Source organism: Agrobacterium sp. fls2-241-TYG-188a, from assembly GCF_030209845.1.
This window is the reverse complement of sequence record NZ_JARVRD010000001.1, coordinates 1,091,663-1,107,517: the sequence shown is the minus strand read 5'-3', so window position 1 is coordinate 1,107,517 and position 15,855 is coordinate 1,091,663. Positions and strand designations below refer to the sequence as shown.

13 protein-coding genes and 1 pseudogene are annotated in these 15,855 nt (G+C 57.9%); 11 read left to right on the top strand and 3 right to left on the bottom strand.

The window, feature by feature from the left end; translation table 11 throughout:
* Positions 1 to 54 precede the first annotated feature (54 nt).
* From QRN85_RS04765 to QRN85_RS04750, 4 genes are read left to right on the top strand one after another with little or no spacing between them, the layout of a single operon-like run.
* Complete coding sequence (locus tag QRN85_RS04765; protein WP_284757066.1) at positions 55 to 936, top strand: branched-chain amino acid ABC transporter permease; 882 nt, start codon at positions 55 to 57, stop codon at positions 934 to 936.
* Positions 933 to 1,895, top strand: a complete 963-nt coding sequence (locus QRN85_RS04760; RefSeq protein ID WP_284757067.1) for a branched-chain amino acid ABC transporter permease — start codon at positions 933 to 935, stop codon at positions 1,893 to 1,895. Before QRN85_RS04765 ends, QRN85_RS04760 begins: the two co-directional genes overlap by 4 nt.
* Complete coding sequence (locus tag QRN85_RS04755) at positions 1,883 to 2,626, top strand: ABC transporter ATP-binding protein (RefSeq protein WP_284757068.1); 744 nt, start codon at positions 1,883 to 1,885, stop codon at positions 2,624 to 2,626. The genes QRN85_RS04760 and QRN85_RS04755 overlap by 13 nt, the downstream gene beginning before the upstream one ends.
* 1 nt (position 2,627) lies before the next feature.
* Positions 2,628 to 3,326, top strand: coding sequence for an ABC transporter ATP-binding protein (locus tag QRN85_RS04750; RefSeq protein ID WP_284757069.1), 699 nt, complete (start codon positions 2,628 to 2,630; stop codon positions 3,324 to 3,326).
* Positions 3,327 to 3,331: 5 nt separating this feature from the next.
* On the opposite strand, the gene QRN85_RS04745 is transcribed toward QRN85_RS04750, so the two are convergent.
* Positions 3,332 to 4,126 carry a 2-keto-4-pentenoate hydratase gene (locus QRN85_RS04745; RefSeq protein WP_284757070.1) on the bottom strand — a complete coding sequence of 265 codons (795 nt, stop codon included), beginning with the start codon at positions 4,124 to 4,126 and terminating at the stop codon, positions 3,332 to 3,334.
* Between the two features lie 129 nt (positions 4,127 to 4,255).
* Positions 4,256 to 5,440: a citrate/2-methylcitrate synthase gene (locus QRN85_RS04740; RefSeq protein ID WP_284757071.1), complete on the bottom strand. Its 1,185-nt coding sequence runs from the start codon at positions 5,438 to 5,440 to the stop codon at positions 4,256 to 4,258.
* Positions 5,441 to 5,529: 89 nt separating this feature from the next.
* On the opposite strand from QRN85_RS04740, the gene QRN85_RS04735 reads away from it, so the two are divergent.
* Positions 5,530 to 6,642: a citrate synthase gene (locus tag QRN85_RS04735; protein WP_284757072.1), complete on the top strand. Its 1,113-nt coding sequence runs from the start codon at positions 5,530 to 5,532 to the stop codon at positions 6,640 to 6,642.
* Positions 6,643 to 6,707: 65 nt separating this feature from the next.
* Here QRN85_RS04735 and QRN85_RS04730 read toward each other — a convergent pair whose 3' ends face one another.
* Positions 6,708 to 7,160: a MarR family winged helix-turn-helix transcriptional regulator gene (locus tag QRN85_RS04730; protein WP_284757073.1), complete on the bottom strand. Its 453-nt coding sequence runs from the start codon at positions 7,158 to 7,160 to the stop codon at positions 6,708 to 6,710.
* A gap of 476 nt (positions 7,161 to 7,636) precedes the next feature.
* Here QRN85_RS04730 and QRN85_RS04725 point away from each other — a divergent pair, with 476 nt between their 5' ends.
* The 6 genes and pseudogenes from QRN85_RS04725 to QRN85_RS04700 all read left to right on the top strand — a co-directional run bounded on the left by QRN85_RS04725 (position 7,637) and on the right by QRN85_RS04700 (position 15,650).
* Positions 7,637 to 9,268, top strand: a complete 1,632-nt coding sequence (locus QRN85_RS04725; protein WP_284757074.1) for an acyl-CoA dehydrogenase family protein — start codon at positions 7,637 to 7,639, stop codon at positions 9,266 to 9,268.
* Positions 9,269 to 9,280: 12 nt separating this feature from the next.
* Positions 9,281 to 10,423 carry an ABC transporter substrate-binding protein gene (locus QRN85_RS04720; RefSeq protein WP_284757075.1) on the top strand — a complete coding sequence of 381 codons (1,143 nt, stop codon included), beginning with the start codon at positions 9,281 to 9,283 and terminating at the stop codon, positions 10,421 to 10,423.
* Between the two features lie 87 nt (positions 10,424 to 10,510).
* Positions 10,511 to 11,545: a branched-chain amino acid ABC transporter permease gene (locus QRN85_RS04715; RefSeq protein ID WP_113170254.1), complete on the top strand. Its 1,035-nt coding sequence runs from the start codon at positions 10,511 to 10,513 to the stop codon at positions 11,543 to 11,545.
* 3 nt (positions 11,546 to 11,548) lie between these two features.
* Complete coding sequence (locus tag QRN85_RS04710; protein WP_112962179.1) at positions 11,549 to 13,321, top strand: branched-chain amino acid ABC transporter ATP-binding protein/permease; 1,773 nt, start codon at positions 11,549 to 11,551, stop codon at positions 13,319 to 13,321.
* Positions 13,318 to 13,824 (top strand): annotated as a pseudogene (locus tag QRN85_RS04705) (ABC transporter ATP-binding protein); the annotation flags it as partial. The gene QRN85_RS04710 and the pseudogene QRN85_RS04705, both read left to right, overlap by 4 nt.
* 458 nt (positions 13,825 to 14,282) lie before the next feature.
* Positions 14,283 to 15,650 (top strand): enoyl ACP reductase FabMG family protein, encoded by a 1,368-nt coding sequence (locus QRN85_RS04700; protein WP_284757076.1) that lies wholly within the window; start codon positions 14,283 to 14,285, stop codon positions 15,648 to 15,650.
* The last annotated feature ends 205 nt before the right edge of the window (positions 15,651 to 15,855 follow it).

Below are 15,855 nucleotides of genomic sequence, written 5' to 3'. Positions count from 1 at the left end.
GCATGAGGCGCGGGGGTCTGATCCCAGCGCCTGAGAATATTGAAGGGAAAACGCGTGGCATTTGGCCCGTTCCTGTTACTTGCCACGCTGGAAGGGCTCTTGCAGGCGGCGGTCCTGACCTTGACCGCGCTCGGCCTGTCCCTGGTTTTCGGCGTGATGCGTGTCGTCAACGTCGCGCATGGCGAATTCTATATGCTGGGTGCGGTTATGGCATGGTGGATTACCACCATGATTGGCCTTCATCCCGCCGCCGGTTTCTTTCTCGCATTGCTGTTCAGCCCGCTCATCGTCGGTGTTGTTGCTTTTGCGGCAGAGCGGCTGGTGCTGCGCAGGCTCTCCTATGATCCGGAGTCGACCATCGTTGCCACAATCGGCATGCTTTACATCATCCAGCAAACCGTTCTTCTGACCTATGGGCCGGACGCAAGGCCGGTTGCCGCACCCTTCTATTACCGTCTGCAACTGCCCTGGTTCGGCTACTCTGCCTATAATCTCTTCGTCATTGTCGCTGCGGGCGTTCTGCTGACTGCCGTATGGTATGTTCTGACCCGGACACGCATCGGCCTCATCATGCGCGCCACCCAATATGACCGGGAAACGGCGCAGAGCTTCGGCATTCCAATCGATCGGGTCTATGGCTTTGTCTTTGCCGCAGGTGCCATGCTTGCAGCCATCGCAGCGGTGCTTATCGTGCCGATCCGTCAGGCCCATTATCTCATGGGGCTCGATCCGCTGCTGCTCTCATTCATCGTCGTCATCATTGGCGGGCTTGGCAGTATACGCGGAACTGTGGTGGCCGCTCTGGTTATTGGTTTGAGCGACGGCATCATCTCCGTTTTCTTCTCGCCTACCCTTGCAAAGATGATCTCGACGCTCCTCGTCGCACTCGTTCTGGTGTTCAAACCCGAAGGCCTGTTTGGAGCGAGAGAGCGATGAAAACTGCAACGCGCTCCCGTATCTTCGCCTTGCACTGCCTCGTGCTCGCCCTGATCTTCAGCCTGAAATATTTGCTTCCTGATTATCATCAGCTCGCCATGACGCGCATCATGGTGCTTGCGATTTTTGCCATGGGATACAATTTGCTGTTCGGCTACACCGGACTCTTAAGCCTCGGCCACGCCCTGTTTTTCTCAAGCGGCCTCTATGGCGCAGGCCTGGCAGCCTATCATCTCGACTGGAGCGTTCCTGCCGCCTTTGCTGCCGGGATTGGTGTCGGCTTCTTCGTTTCGCTGGTCATTGGACTGATCTGCCTGCGAACGACCGGTGTCGCCTTCATGATCGTGACGTTGATGTTCTCGCAGGTGGCCTATCTCGGCAGCCTCTATTTCTCGGAATGGACGCGTGGTGAGGAGGGGCTGATGTTGCCACAGGCTGCGCGCGGCTTCGAGCTTTTCGGATATGTCGTCGATCTCACCGATGCTATTACGCGCTACAACATCGCATTTGCGCTCATGTCCCTGACCCTGTTGATGACATATCTCGTTGTTTCGAGCCCGGCGGGCCGGGTGCTGATTGCGGTGCGCGAGAACGAGCCACGTGCGATCATGCTGGGTTACAACACATTCCGGCTGAAACTCATCGCGTTGACAATGTCCGGCACGCTTTGCGCCATGGCAGGCGCGACTTACGCGCTGCTGTTTGCCTATGTCGGATCGTCTTTCGGCTCGATCCAATACTCGATCGAAGCGCTGCTCTTCACCCTTCTGGGCGGTGCGGGAACGTTGCTCGGGCCCATTCTCGGCACCGTGTCGATGTTCTACATCATCGATATCGCAAGTGAGCTCACCTCCGCCTACATGCTGGTCGCGGGTGTTGCCCTGGTCTTGCTTGTTCTTTTCTTTCCGAAAGGTATTCTCGGCTCGATCCGCGAAAGGTGGCTGCCATGGCTTCCGTGACGCTGCTGTCCACAAAGGGCTTGAGCCGCCATTTTGGCGGGCTGAGAGCGGTCGATGACGTGCACTTCGAGATATCCGCCGGGGAAATTCATGCTCTGATCGGCCCCAATGGTGCGGGCAAGACAACATTCGTCTCACTTCTGTCCGGTCGGATAGAGCCGACCGCCGGAAGCATCAGCTTCATGGGAGAGGACATCACCGGCGATGCCGCCTATCAGCGTGTGCGCAAGGGCATCGCCTATACGTTTCAGATCACCAGTATATTTCCGCGGCTCAGCGTGTTCGATAACGTCGCGCTTGCGGCCCAGAATACCTTGCAACGACGGGCGGGCTGGCTCGGTTGGAAGTCTGTTGATCTCGCCCGTCATGCCCTGTCGGCGCTGGAGAAGGTTGGCCTGGCGGACCGGGCGGATGCCAAGGCGGGCACGCTGGCCTATGGCCACCAAAGGCTGCTTGAGGTTGCGATGGGTCTGGCGCTTGCGCCGAAACTCATGATCCTTGACGAGCCGACCCAAGGGCTTTCTGACGGCGAGATCGATCGCTTCTGCCATCTTGTCGAAGCCATATCGAAGGATACGACGATCTTGCTGATCGAACACAATATGGCTGTTGTCATGCGGCTCGCGCAACGCATCACGGTGCTGAACGGTGGGCGGCTTTTGGCGACGGGTGCGCCCGAGGATATTCGCGCCAACGCGCAGGTCCAGGCCGCCTATCTGGGAGGAAGCTGAAATGCTTTCCGTTCGCAATCTTGAGGTCTATCACGGCGATGTCCGTAGCTTGAAGGATGTCTCGTTCGACATTTCGCCCGGAGAAGTGCTTTGCCTTCTGGGGCGGAACGGAGCGGGCAAGACGACGAGTTTGCGTGCAATCATGGGGCTTGCGCCGGTTCGCAGCGGGTCGGTTGTTTTCGATGGTGTCGAACTGACGTCTCTGCCGCCTCATGCAATTCCAAAAACAGGTATTGGATACGTGCCGCAGGGCAGACGCCTGTTTGCAGAGATGACGGTGCGGGAGAATCTTGAGATAGGTTTGATGGCGCGCAATACGGATCGCGCCATTCTGGACAGCATCTTTTCGCTTTTCCCCGTTCTGAAATCGCGACTTCAGCAGGTCTCGGGCACGCTGTCCGGTGGCGAGCAGCAGATGCTGGCAATGGCCCGCGCCCTTTGCCTCGATCCGGCATTGATCCTGATGGATGAACCCACCGAAGGCCTCATGCCATCGATGATCGCAACGATACGGGACGTCATCCTGGAGCTGAGGGCGCGTGGCAAGGCGGTATTGCTGGTGGAGCAGCGCATGGAGGCTGTTTTGTCCGTTGCCGACAGGGTGTGTTTCGTAGAAAACGGTGAAACGAAAGCCACCATGGCGACGGACGCTCTGCGCGTCGATCCGGATCTCGTCAAAGCCTATGTTGGAATCGTCTGATCGGCTCAGACAGGCAGCCTTATCGTCATTTCCGGCAGATCGCCCCATCTTGCCTTCACCACGGATTGACGTGACAGGCGGATCAGGCCGCACAGGCTGCCGGTTGTCACGACCTGCCCGCGCTTCAATCCGCCAAGATGGTCGATAGGCAGGTTGGCATAGGCAACCAGCGGAGTGAGCGGGTTGCTCTGCGGATGTTTCGGCGTGGCAGCAAAAAGAACCTCGCCATCACCTTCAACAACAAGCGCAGCAAGCGTTGGGTCTTCGTTGGTCAGGCGCTGGGCGAGCGCAATATCGATTTCTGGTCCCAGGACAAAGGAGTGATTGCCGAGGCGGTCTGCCAGAAACAGCGGCAGCGGCGATTTGTTTTCTTCGACGAGGCGGTAGCTGCACAGTTCTGCGCCCAGATGGACCGACGCCACATGTGGCAGGACATCTTCCACCGTGTACTCCCTTCCCGTTTCCGGTGCAGGCAGATCATCGGACAGCACAAAGCAGACCTCGATTTCGATGGCCACGGCCCCCGGCTTGGGAATCTCGAAGGAGGTTTCCGTCTTCATGTCGTAAAGATCCAGAAGAGGAGCCGCGATGGCACGTCCGTTGTTGATACCAAGCTTCCAGCCCGCGACTTCCTTGCCGATAGAAGCGGCAGCAATTGCCTGCACGGCCATGCCGGTTTCAATGCTGGATGGAAGCAGGCCAGCATTCTCAAGCTGGGAGACGCCAAGCGATGACTGCCGATTTTCAGCCTGGGCGAGAACAGCGCCAAGTCTTATATTCGCCTCTGTCATCGTCGTCATGTAAAGCCTCCCGTAACGTCACGTCCTTCCAATTTCATTACAGTCATTTACGATGCTGGCAAGTGAAGCGCATATTGCACTTGTGGAAATACATGGTCTTCAACACATATTCATCGATGCCGATCTCATTCACCTGTTTATCGGCTCTGGTCCTTCGTAACGGGCGCGCGGGCGAATGAGCCTGTTTTCTGAAAACTGTTCGAAAGCGTGCGCAAGCCAGCCAACAGTCCGGCCGATGGCAAAAAGGCTGAGGGCTGCGCCCGGCGGAAGGTTGAGTTCACGCCGCAGGCTGACCAGCGCCACGTCTATTGTTGGCAATTTTCCGGTCGTATCGGCGACGGTGTCGATCAGTGCCTGACGTGTGGGATGGGGTTTAAGGAGAGCCAGAAGTATCGCGGCCCTGGGGTCGCCCTCAGGATAAAGCGGATGGTCGAAGCCAGGCAAACCGTCTCCCCGGCGCAGCCGGGTTTCCACCACCGTTTCAGGGTCGGCTGCTGCTTCAATTTCATCGAACAGAAGTTCAACGAGACTGGTCATGCCACCATGCAAAGGTCCGCTCAGCGCAGACAGTCCGGCGTCGATACAGGCCCCAAGGGAAGCGCCGGTTGACGCGACGACGCGGGTGGCAAAGGCGGATGCATTTAATTCATGATCGGCCAGCAATACCAGCGCAGACCTCAGAATATCTGCTCTGGCTTCATCAATTTTCCAGGCTCTGGCGAGGTGGAGGTGAGTGGGCAGGCTGCTGGGCTGGCTATTGCTCGCCGCTGCCGTCATGCTGCGTAAAAGCGTGGCTGCACCCGGCCATAGCCTGCGCTTGTTCCTTTGCCAGGCCGTCATCCGGCCAGCGTCGACAAAGCAGAGCAGCGCCTTGCACCGTTCCGTCATCGGCAGATCCGCTGCCAAGCCAAGCAGGGACGCGTCCCACGCCGGCTCTGCTGCGTCCGCGAAGGGATTTTCGTCGCCACAGTTCCAGAGCAGTCGTGCGACATCCTCAAGCGTCTTGCTCTCGGCAAGCGTCACTGCATCGTGGCCGCGATAGAACAGGTGGCCGTTATGGATCAGGGTCAGGTTGGAGGACAGCACCGGCAGACCCCAGTCGAGTGTCGATGCGGCGACGTCTTTCGGTCTTTTGCCAAGCAACTTGTTCTTCTTCAACTGGTCGATGTCGTGACTGTTGTACAAGCGGCGTCTTGGATCGTCAGGCGCCCCCATTGTTCGAATGAGGCCACGGCTGACATAGGCATAAAGGCTGGCGCGGTTGATGCCGAGTAATTCGGATGCCATCGCGGCATCGATGAAAGGGTCCTGCACGGAATTTTCTCTACATTGATTGGTTGAATCAAGATTGATTATATTGATTCAATCATGATGTCTGTGGGTGTCAACCCATGAGGCTCACCATGACCATTTCATCACACATTGCTCCTGCTACCGAAACCACGAGCCCAGGCTTGGAAAACACCATTGCTGCCGAAACGATTCTCAGCCATGTCGATGGCGCAGCGGGCCGGCTGATCGTCCGGGGATATGATCTCGACCAGATTTCAAGCTGGAGCTTCGAGGCACTCCTTGCCCTGCTTTGGAAAGATCTTGCGCCCGGCCAAGTCACCGAAGCCGATGTGCAAACTGCATTGGGGCAGGCCCGCGCTGCAGCGTTCCATCTCGTTGAACGTCTGCTGCCGACCCTACCTCACCTTTCACAGGTAGAAGCCCTCCGCTTCCTGCTGGCGGCGCTGGCAGACTCACAAACGGTTCCACATCATGTCATGGCCGTTGCTGCCGTGCCGGTCTTTGCGGCAGCCATTGCACGAAATGCAGCGGGTTCTGCACCTGTAGGCCCCGATGCTTCACTGGGTCATGCCGAGGACTTTCTATTCATGCTCCACGGCACGCGTCCTTCGGAAGAAAATGTGAGGGCGCTGAACACGTACCTCGTCACAGTGGCGGACCATGGTCTGAATGCCTCCACATTTGCCGCGCGTGTCATTGCATCCACCAAGGCGGGCATGTTTTCATCCATCATCGGCGCATTATGCGCACTCAAAGGACCGCTCCACGGCGGTGCACCGGGCCCGGTTCTGGATATGCTCGATGCAATCGGCAGCGAAGATAACATCAATGCCTGGCTATCCGCCTCGCTTGCCCGTGGTGAGCGGCTGATGGGTTTCGGCCACCGCATCTACCGGGTTCGTGACCCGCGCGCCGATGTCTTGAAACAGGCGGTCGGCCTCCTGCGCCATGGCGGTGGCCGTATTGGTTTTGCGGAGGCTGTCGAAGCCGAAGCACTGGCGCTGCTGGCCGAAAAGAAGCCGCTGCGTCCCTTGCAGACCAATGTCGAGTTCTACACGGCGCTTGTGCTGGAAGCTGTCGGTTTCCCGCGAGAGAGCTTTACCAATGTCTTTGCTGCTGGCCGGATGGGCGGCTGGACGGCACATGTTCTGGAGCAGGAGCGTCTCGGCAAGCTCATCCGTCCACAGTCGCGCTATGTCGGCCCGCAGCCTTCGCAGATGTGATGCCTGACGCTTCGAGCGTCGATCGTCATGCCGAAAGATCGCACCGTGGCCTGTTGACGGTGCGGTCAGATGCCGATGAATTTTCGCAAAAGAGCCAGCAGTTGCTCCCTTTCGGCTTCCGATAGCGCTGCTCCCACGCCTTGCTCATAGGCAAAGAACCATTCCGAAGCGGCTTCCGCTTCGGTCTTGCCCATGCTGGTCAGGGTCAGTTCGACCGCGCGTCTGTCTTCGTCCGGTATGTTGCGCGAGAGCAGGTTCCGGTCCTCAAGCGCGCGGATGAGTTTCGTCATATGCGCCCGCTTTATCATGAGGCTTTGGCCCAGAATGCTTTGGCGGATGCCCGGATTGTTGCGAATAACCCAGAGGACTGAGAACTCCCCCGGCTTGAGGCCGCGCCCTCCCACCTCTGAAAAGAAGTTCTCGAACACCTTCAACTGGGCCAGTCTCAGCATGAAACCCGGCGCTTCGTTGAGGCCGCCCAGATCCACCTTTTCATTGCCGTGAACCAGCATATCCATGTCTCATCCTAAATATCGGTGCGCTGCAGATTTTCCAGCCACGTCCCAACACATCAAGCGTCCGTTGTAGCACTCTTATCTGATGCGTTTGAAGGAATGGAAGAGCGGCAGTCGCGTATCTGCGCGCCGATACTTGTTCAATTCGCTTTCACGTTTCCGCTGAGCCCTGCGTTTTTCTGCGGCGGTTGCGCTGTGGCGAGGCCTTCTCGTGGGAAACGCAAGTGTGATGTCGCGCGCCTCGTAATGATTGTTTACTTAGAGATTGTTTCCTTGTAAACAAAATTTAGAGGAGGCTGACATTCGTCCTCCTTGATATCGCGCGATTGACGTCTGGGAGGAGTCATGAACGAAAGCGAAAGTCGACTTGGCGTTTTTCCGTCGCCCGGCGGTCATTTGTCCGTCTCTGACGAGGTGAACTGCGCCTCGGCGTCACGACGGGTCGCACATTCCCTTTTCTGCGCCGAGGTTCTGGCGCAATGAGTGGCTTTGACCATCAAGTCGAGACAACGCTGGCGCTCTTGCGCAACACTCCCGGCTGGCAGGAAATATGCGCCGCCAATCCCGATCTTGATGACTTCACTGTCAATTCCATTGTTTCCGAAGCGGCAACCTTCGCCGAAACCGTCCTCGCACCGCTCAACGCGATTGGCGATCGGCAGGGCTGTCGCGTTGTTGACGGTCGCGTCATCACACCGGCGGGATTCGGTGACGCTTACAGACGTTTTTGCCAGGCGGGCTGGCTGGCGCTGGATGTGCCAGAGCGGTTTGGCGGGCAGGGGCTTCCCCACACGTTGCAGGCGGCTTGCGCTGCGTTATTCGAGCGCGGATGTGTCGCCCTCATGATGCTGGCCGGCTCTTCAAGAGCGGCGACCTTTCTGCTGGCAGAGTCTGCGCAAGCGAATGTCGCGGAAGAGTGGATCGCCAAACTCCTTGCCGGAGACTGGTCTGCGACCATTTGCATTTCAGAGCCCGATGCAGGCTCCGATGTGGGGCGCATTCGCACCCGCGCGATGACAGAAGGCGGCGAGTGGCGCGTTGACGGCACCAAGTGCTGGATTTCCTTCGGCGATCACGACATCACGGACCGCATTGGTCATTGTCTGCTTGCCCGGACCAGCGACGAAGCAGGGACCAGAGGGCTTAGCCTGTTTCTTGTGCCGGATCACATTGACGGACATCGAAATGGTGTCTTGGTTGAGCGCATCGAAGAAAAGCTTGGACTGCACGGCTCGCCGACATGCGTTCTGCGTTTTGAAAAGTCGCGGGCAATTCTGCTTGGGCAGGAGGGGCGAGGGCTCCAGCACCTGTTTACAATGATAGAGCGGATGCGGCTTGTGACGGGTTGCCAGGGGCTTGGGGTTGCCTCTGCGTCTGCAGATGTGGCCGAAGCCTATGCGCAGGACAGGCGACAGGGTGGCTCACCCAGCGCGAGACCCGTGCCGATCTCTACGCATCCCGATGTGAAGCGACAGCTACGCATCTTGCGGCGGCAGACGGAAGTTCTGCGTGCCGCCACGCTGGAACTGGCGGCAACGCTTGATCTGGCGTCCCTCTCCACCGATGAGGACGACCGTTCCTTCCATCAGGATTTAGCGGCCTGGATGCTGCCACTGGTCAAGAACTTCGGAGCAGAAATCGGTTTCGATACGGCAAACCGGGCGATCCAGGTGCTCGGCGGTGCCGGTTACACGCGCGAATGGCCTCTTGAGCAATATCTGCGCGATAGCCGGGTGATGTCGATCTATGAAGGCACGACTGGAATGCAGGCGCTGGACTTTCTGACGCGACGGCTTTGGCGAGACGAAGGTCGTGGTCTGGCGGCGTTCGAAACACTTGTGATGCGCGACATTGCCGCCTCTCAAAACGCAGCTGAGAATGAGCGGGCGTTGAGCGCACTCAGATCCTTTCAGGATGCAAGTGAGCAAATGCGCCTTTTGTCAGCCCAGACTGAGGCGGCCTTGTTCAAGGCAGACGATTACATGCGCTGCGGCTGGGAGGCGGTTGCAGCGTGGCTTTCACTGCGTTTGCCGAGGGGCGACGCCGAAACGGAACATGGCCAGTTCGAGGGCGCGGCTGCAGCGCCCCGGATGGCATGCTTTGCAAATTAACGGGAGGACGACATGAAGAATTCAATGATTAGGCTCGGTGCGCTTGCCAGTGTGGCGCTCACGCTTGCCGCTTTTCCTGCCTTCGCCGATATCACGATTGGTGTGACGATACCCACCACCGGACCGGGTGCCGCGCTGGGTATCCCATTGAAAAACTCGGTAGACCTCTGGCCGACTGAAATTGCCGGCGAAAAAGTGAAGGTCATCGTGCTTGATGATGCGGGTGATCCTTCTTTGGCCACCACGAATGCGCGACGGTTCGCCAATGACGACAAGGCGGATGTGATTGTCGGTACCGCACTCGTGCCCGGGGCCATCGCGGTTGCTGGCGTCGCGGCCGAGGTGGGTGTTCCGCACCTTGCCCCATCGCCGCTGCCGCCACCTGTGGCCAAGGGCTGGAGCTTTGTCTTGCCGCAAAATGCCGAACTCGTGTCTCGCCATCTGTTTGCGAAGATGCAGGCAGATGGCGTTAGAACGCTGGGCTATATCGGCTTTTCTGACTCCTACGGCAATCAATGGGTCGATCAGTTCAAGAAGCTGGGGGCCGAATACGGCCTGAAAATGGTGGCCGAGGAGCGATTTGCGCGGCCTGATACATCCGTTGCCGGGCAGGTGCTGAAAGTGGTTGCTGCCAGGCCGGACGCGGTATTCATCGGTGCTTCCGGCACAGGTGCAGCGCTGCCGCAACTGGGTCTGCGCGAGCGTGGCTTTACAGGCCCCATCTATCAGACCATCGGCGCCGTCACCTTCGATTTCCTGCGCATCGCCGGAAAAAGCGCCAACAACACCGTTTTTGCTTCGGGCCCGGTAATGGTGGCAGAAGACCAGCCGGACACATCGGAAACCAAGGCTGAGGGCCTTGCCTATGTAACCGCCTATGAAGGCAAATATGGCGCCGGCACCCGGACACAGTTCGGCTCACACATGCAGGATGCTATGATCATCCTCAAGAAGTCTGTTCCCGTGGCACTGGCAAAGGCAAAACCTGGCACCAAGGAGTTCAGGGATGCGCTGCGCGATGCCATCGAGAATGGCGGACCGTTCCCGGCAACCCATGGCGTTTTCCAATTCTCACCATCCGATCACTACGGCCTTGACGACAGGGGCATTGTGCTTCTGACCGCCAAGGACGGCAAGTTCAATTTGATTAAATAGTCGAGCTGACAAAAAGGCTGCGTTTCGCGCAAGAAACGCGGCCTTTTTCTTGTCTTGCCAGATCATGCATTCAACCGGGGAAATGGTGTGGACGCCACGATTGCAACTTTTCTAATTCAGGACGGCGTGACCAACGGCGCGATCTATGCGCTTTTGGGACTGGCGCTTGTTCTGGTTTTTGCGGTGACGCGCATCATTTTCATCCCGCAGGGAGAATTTGTTGCCTATGGCGCTCTCTCTCTGGCGCTTCTGGACGAGGGCAAGGTCCCGGGAACCGCGCCAATGTTGGTGGCCTTCGGCGCGGCAGCGTTGTTGCTTGACCTGTGGCAGATGCGTCGTGATTTCCAACTGTCATCGCTGGTTCGGGCTCTAGCGGCCAATGTCGCTGTCCCCGTTGCGATCTATGCACTTTTGGCGCTGACTGCGCCGTTGGAATTGCCATCCCTGCTTCGTGCCGCGCTTGCCGTTCTGCTTATTGCGCCCATGGGTTATTATATCTACCGCATCGTCTACCGTCCTCTCGTCGACGCGTCTGTGCTGGTTCTTTTGATTGCCTCGCTGGGTGTCCATCTCGTGATGATGGGGCTTGGACTTGTGTTCTTCGGACCGGAGGGACTGCGCGCGCGCCCGCTGTCGGAAGACAGCTTCATGCTGGGCCCGTTGAACGTAACGATACAAAGCCTGTGGATTTACGCCGTTACCATCATCATCATTGTCGGGCTCTACCTTTTCTTCGAGAAAACCCTGCTCGGTAAGGCGTTGCGGGCAACCGCCGTAAACCGGTTGGGGGCAAGGCTTGTTGGAGTGCGAACGCAATTGACCGGGGTCACCGCACTTGTCCTTGCGGCAATCATCGGCGCTGTTTCCGGCGTCCTGATCGCACCGGTCACCACGATTTATTACGACACAGGGTTCCTGATCGGGCTCAAAGGCTTTGTCGCGGCAATACTGGGCGGACTGGGCAATTTTCCTGTCACTGCCATCGCCGCGATCGGCGTGGGGTTGGTCGAGGCATTCGCCTCGTTTTTTGCCAGCGCCTACAAGGAGGTCATCGTGTTTGGGCTGATTATACCTGTTCTGGTGTGGCTTTCATTCGGTGCCAGCCACCATGAGGAGGATTGATCAATGAGCAACCGCCTCCCTATACTCCCAATCATTGGCCTGCTTGTCGTGGCAGCCTTTCCGCTTTTGCCGGTGCCACCGTTCTGGCTCACCCTGGTCAACAACATCGGGCTTGCGTCGCTGGTGGCTATCGGCCTTGTGCTGCTGACCGGTGTCGGCGGGCTCACCTCTTTCGGTCAGGCCGCATTTTGCGGTTTCGGGGCCTATACAACTGCGGTCTTGACGACGGCCTATGGCGTGTCTCCGTGGCTTACCCTGCCGCTGTCCCTTCTCATGGGCGCGGTCATGGCGCTGCTGCTTGGCTTCATCACCGTGCGCCTTTCAGGCCATTTCCTGCCGCTCGGCACCATCGCCTGGGGTTTGGCGCTATACTACCTGTTCGGAAAGATCGAAATTCTGGGACAGTATGACGGCATCACCGCCATCCCGCCACTGTCGGTGGCCGGATATGCCTTTATCAGCAGCCAATCCATATTTTACGTCATCTGGGGCTTTGTCATTCTCACAGCCATCGGCGCGACGAACCTCCTGGACTCTCGCGTGGGACGCGCCATCCGGGCGCTGCGAGGCGGTGCCCAGGCGGCAGAAGCCTTCGGCGTCAATATTGTCCGTGCAAAACTGACCGTTTTCGTTTTTGCCGGTGTTCTCGCAGCCCTCTCCGGTTGGCTCTATGCTCACATGCAGCGATCCGTCAATCCAACACCATTCGGCTTGAGCATGGGCATCGAATATCTGCTGATGGCCGTTGTCGGCGGCGCGGGTCACGTCTGGGGCGCTGTCTTTGGCTCAGCGGTGCTGCTTGTTCTAAAGGAAGTTTTGCAGCGTTTCCTGCCCGATCTCGTCGGTACGACAACCAATGTCGAGATGGTCGTTTTCGGCATCCTGCTTGTCGTCATCCTCCAGGTGGCGCGTGAGGGTTTGTGGCCGCTTTTGACCCGCTGGGTCGGCGTCAAGGTTCGCGAGCGTCAAATATCGAAAAACGCGCGTGCTCTGGATCGCCGCGCCTTGCCGCAGCGAGGAGGTCCTCTGCTTTCCGTCGAGACTGCAAGGAAAGAATTTGGCGGATTGGTCGCCGTCAATGATGTCAGTTTTCGTGTCAGGGCGGGTGAGGTCGTCGGCCTGATCGGCCCCAACGGAGCCGGGAAAAGCACGACATTCAACCTGATCACCGGACTTCTCGGCTTGACGAAGGGCGCTGTGACCTATCAGGGGCAGGCGATTTCGGGGTTGAACCCGCGCGACATCGCACGTTTCGGCATTGCCCGTACCTTCCAGCATGCGAAAATCCTGCCTGACATGTCCGTGCTGGAAAACGTGGCTCTCGGCGCGCATCTGCGTGGGTCGGCAGGCGTGGTGCGCAGCATGCTGCGGCTGGAGCGGGCTGAAGAGGCCACGCTGCTTGCCGAGGCCGCAAGACAGGTCGAGCGGGTGGGTTTAGGCCCGCTGCTGCACAGACCCGCCGGGGATCTTGCCCTTGGTCAGATACGCATTCTGGAAATTGCGAGAGCGCTTGCTGCCGATCCGGCTCTGGTTCTGCTCGACGAGCCCGCAGCCGGCTTGCGACACGCTGAAAAACAGGAGCTTTCCGCACTGCTGTCGAAACTGCGCGAGGAGGGCGTAAGCGTCTTGCTCGTTGAACACGATATGGGTTTTGTGATGGGACTGGTCGATCAACTTGTGGTTCTGGATTTCGGCACACTGATTGCAGATGGAAAACCGCAGGACGTGAGAAATCACCCGGCCGTCATCGCTGCCTATCTTGGAGGTTCGGCATGACCAGTTCTCTGTTGGACATGAAAGACATCCGCGTATCCTATGGTCACGCCGAGGTTGTACAGGGCGTTTCACTGACGATGACGAGCGGGAGTATCGTCACGGTGATCGGCGCCAATGGCGCAGGAAAGACGACCCTGCTCAACGCCGCCATGGGCGTAATCCCCAGCAGCGGCACCATCCTTTATGACGGAAAGCCGGTTCCTGGGTCGGTCGAGGCACGCGTCGCATCGGGTTTTTGTCTGGTGCCGGAGCGTCGCGAACTTTTTTCCACAATGACTGTGGAGGACAATATCGAACTGGGCGGCTTTCTGCGCAGCCGGGCCGAGCGTGCCGAGACGAGTGCCGAACTTTACGAGCGTTTTCCAAGGCTTGCCGAACGCCGCAAACAGCTCGCCGGAACGCTTTCTGGCGGGGAGCGGCAGATGCTGGCGCTGGCCCGTGCCCTGATGAGCAGGCCGAGATTGCTCCTGCTGGATGAGCCTAGCCTAGGACTCGCGCCGAGGATCGTTGCCGATATCCTCAGGATTGTCTCCGAATTGCGCGACAGCGGCGTTTCAATCTTGCTCGTGGAGCAGAATGCCCGCGCTGCACTGGAGATTGCCGACTTCGGCTACCTCATGGAGTTGGGTGAAGTAAAGCTGTCGGGCACCGCGTCCGATTTGGCCAATAATCCGGCACTCATGGAAAGCTACCTTGGAACGGCAAATGCCGGGTGAACGGCATTTGTCATCAGCCATGATGCCGACGCGTCAGTGCTCTCAGGCGCTCACGCCCAATCGCGACCGTTTGAATGACTGGGCGGCTTGCGCTGCAACGCCAAGCGCCGCAAATGGCCTTCTCTTCACGTTTCGATATATTTCGTCATTTTAAATGACTTTCCATTCGTCGCTCCAGCGTTCATGAAGTACTCAGCAAATGTCGGGTACCTGCCCGATGCCAACTTATCTGAAGAACTGAGCACATGAAAAAACCGATCGCGCTGGAGAATATCTCCGAAAACACAGTGTTTCGAAAAGGCGATGTCTTTGTTCTGTTTGGCGAATTGTTCGGTCGCGGCTACGCAACCGGTCTTCTCGACCAGGCACGGAAAGCCGGAATGCAGATCGTGGGAATCACGGTCGGACGTCGTGATGAAAACAACGCGCTTCGTCCGCTGACTGCCGATGAACTCTCCGAGGCAGAGCAGAGACTGGGCGGAACCATCATCAATATTCCCGTGATGGCCGGCTTTGATCTCGATGCGCCAGCCGGTGGACCCACGCCGACGGATCTTCTTGCAGGTCTGACGCTGGAAAGCTGGGAACGCGAGAAGTTCGATTGGGATTACATCGATCAGTGTCAGGCTGTCGCAACGGACCGGTTCACTTCCTCTGTCACCAAGGTCGTGTCCGTTCTGGACGGGATGATTGAAGGCGGTCGCAATGTCTTCTTCGCCCACACGATGGCGGGTGGCATTCCCAAAGCGAAGGTTTTCCTCGTCGTTGCAAATCGCATCTACAAGGGCACCGGCGCACGCCACATGTCATCACAGGCGCTCATCGATAGCGATATGGGGAAACTCATTCTTCGCAACTTCGATGAGGTCTCTGCAAACACGTTCCGCCACCTCATCGATTTGAGTGCCGGTATTCGTGAACGCGTGGAAGCCGCTGGTGGTCAGGTGCGCTATACGGCCTATGGCTACCACGGCACGGGCATCCTCATTGGCGGTGAATACCGCTGGCAGACTTACACCAACTATACGCAGGGCTATGCCAAGATGCGGCTGGAGGGGATTGCCGAGGACGCATGGTCGAAGGGCGTGAAGGCGAGCGTCTATAACTGCCCTGAAATCCGTACGAACTCTTCCGATGTCTTCACAGGCATCGAGCTTCCACTCATCCCACTCCTGCTTGCCTTGAAAAAGGAAGGCGGCGGTGCCTGGGCCGATGCTCAGTGGAAGTCTTGCGAGGCTTTGCTTGGCGAAGGCCATACGCTGGATGAGGTCATGAAGAAGATCAGCACGCTGCAGGCCAGCGATGTCATGGTTCCGTTCTATGATTTCTCAGCATGGCCAATGCCGAACAGCCAGGCGCAGGCTGATCTCACCATTGGCACGTCCAATGAGATCACAGCCATGCATCGCGACAACAAGGCCATGATCAGCGACCATTTGAGTGCGTTGGTGGTTGAGGCGACAGGTCGGCTTATCTTCGGTGCCTCGTCCAATCCTCAGACTCCGGTGCAATGGCTCAACCATGACGTTGTCGCGCGTTGTCTCAACAGCGCCCATGCAGACATGCCGGCAGAAGGCGCCAATTCATCGTCTGCCCGGTTGCAGGTCGCCTGAAAAGATTTGCTGAAGTGAAAAGATGACTTTGGGAGTTGTTCGGCCTTTTAGGTTGTGCAGCTCCCAATTTGTTTTTTGCACTTGGTCAAATTCGGGATGTTTTAGACTTTGTTTTCTATGTCGACTATTGGTTGGGCCGCTGTGCGCTTTAACTGAAGCTTTTAAAGTGTCAGTTAAGGCATCGACTTCTATGGTCTTGCAACTA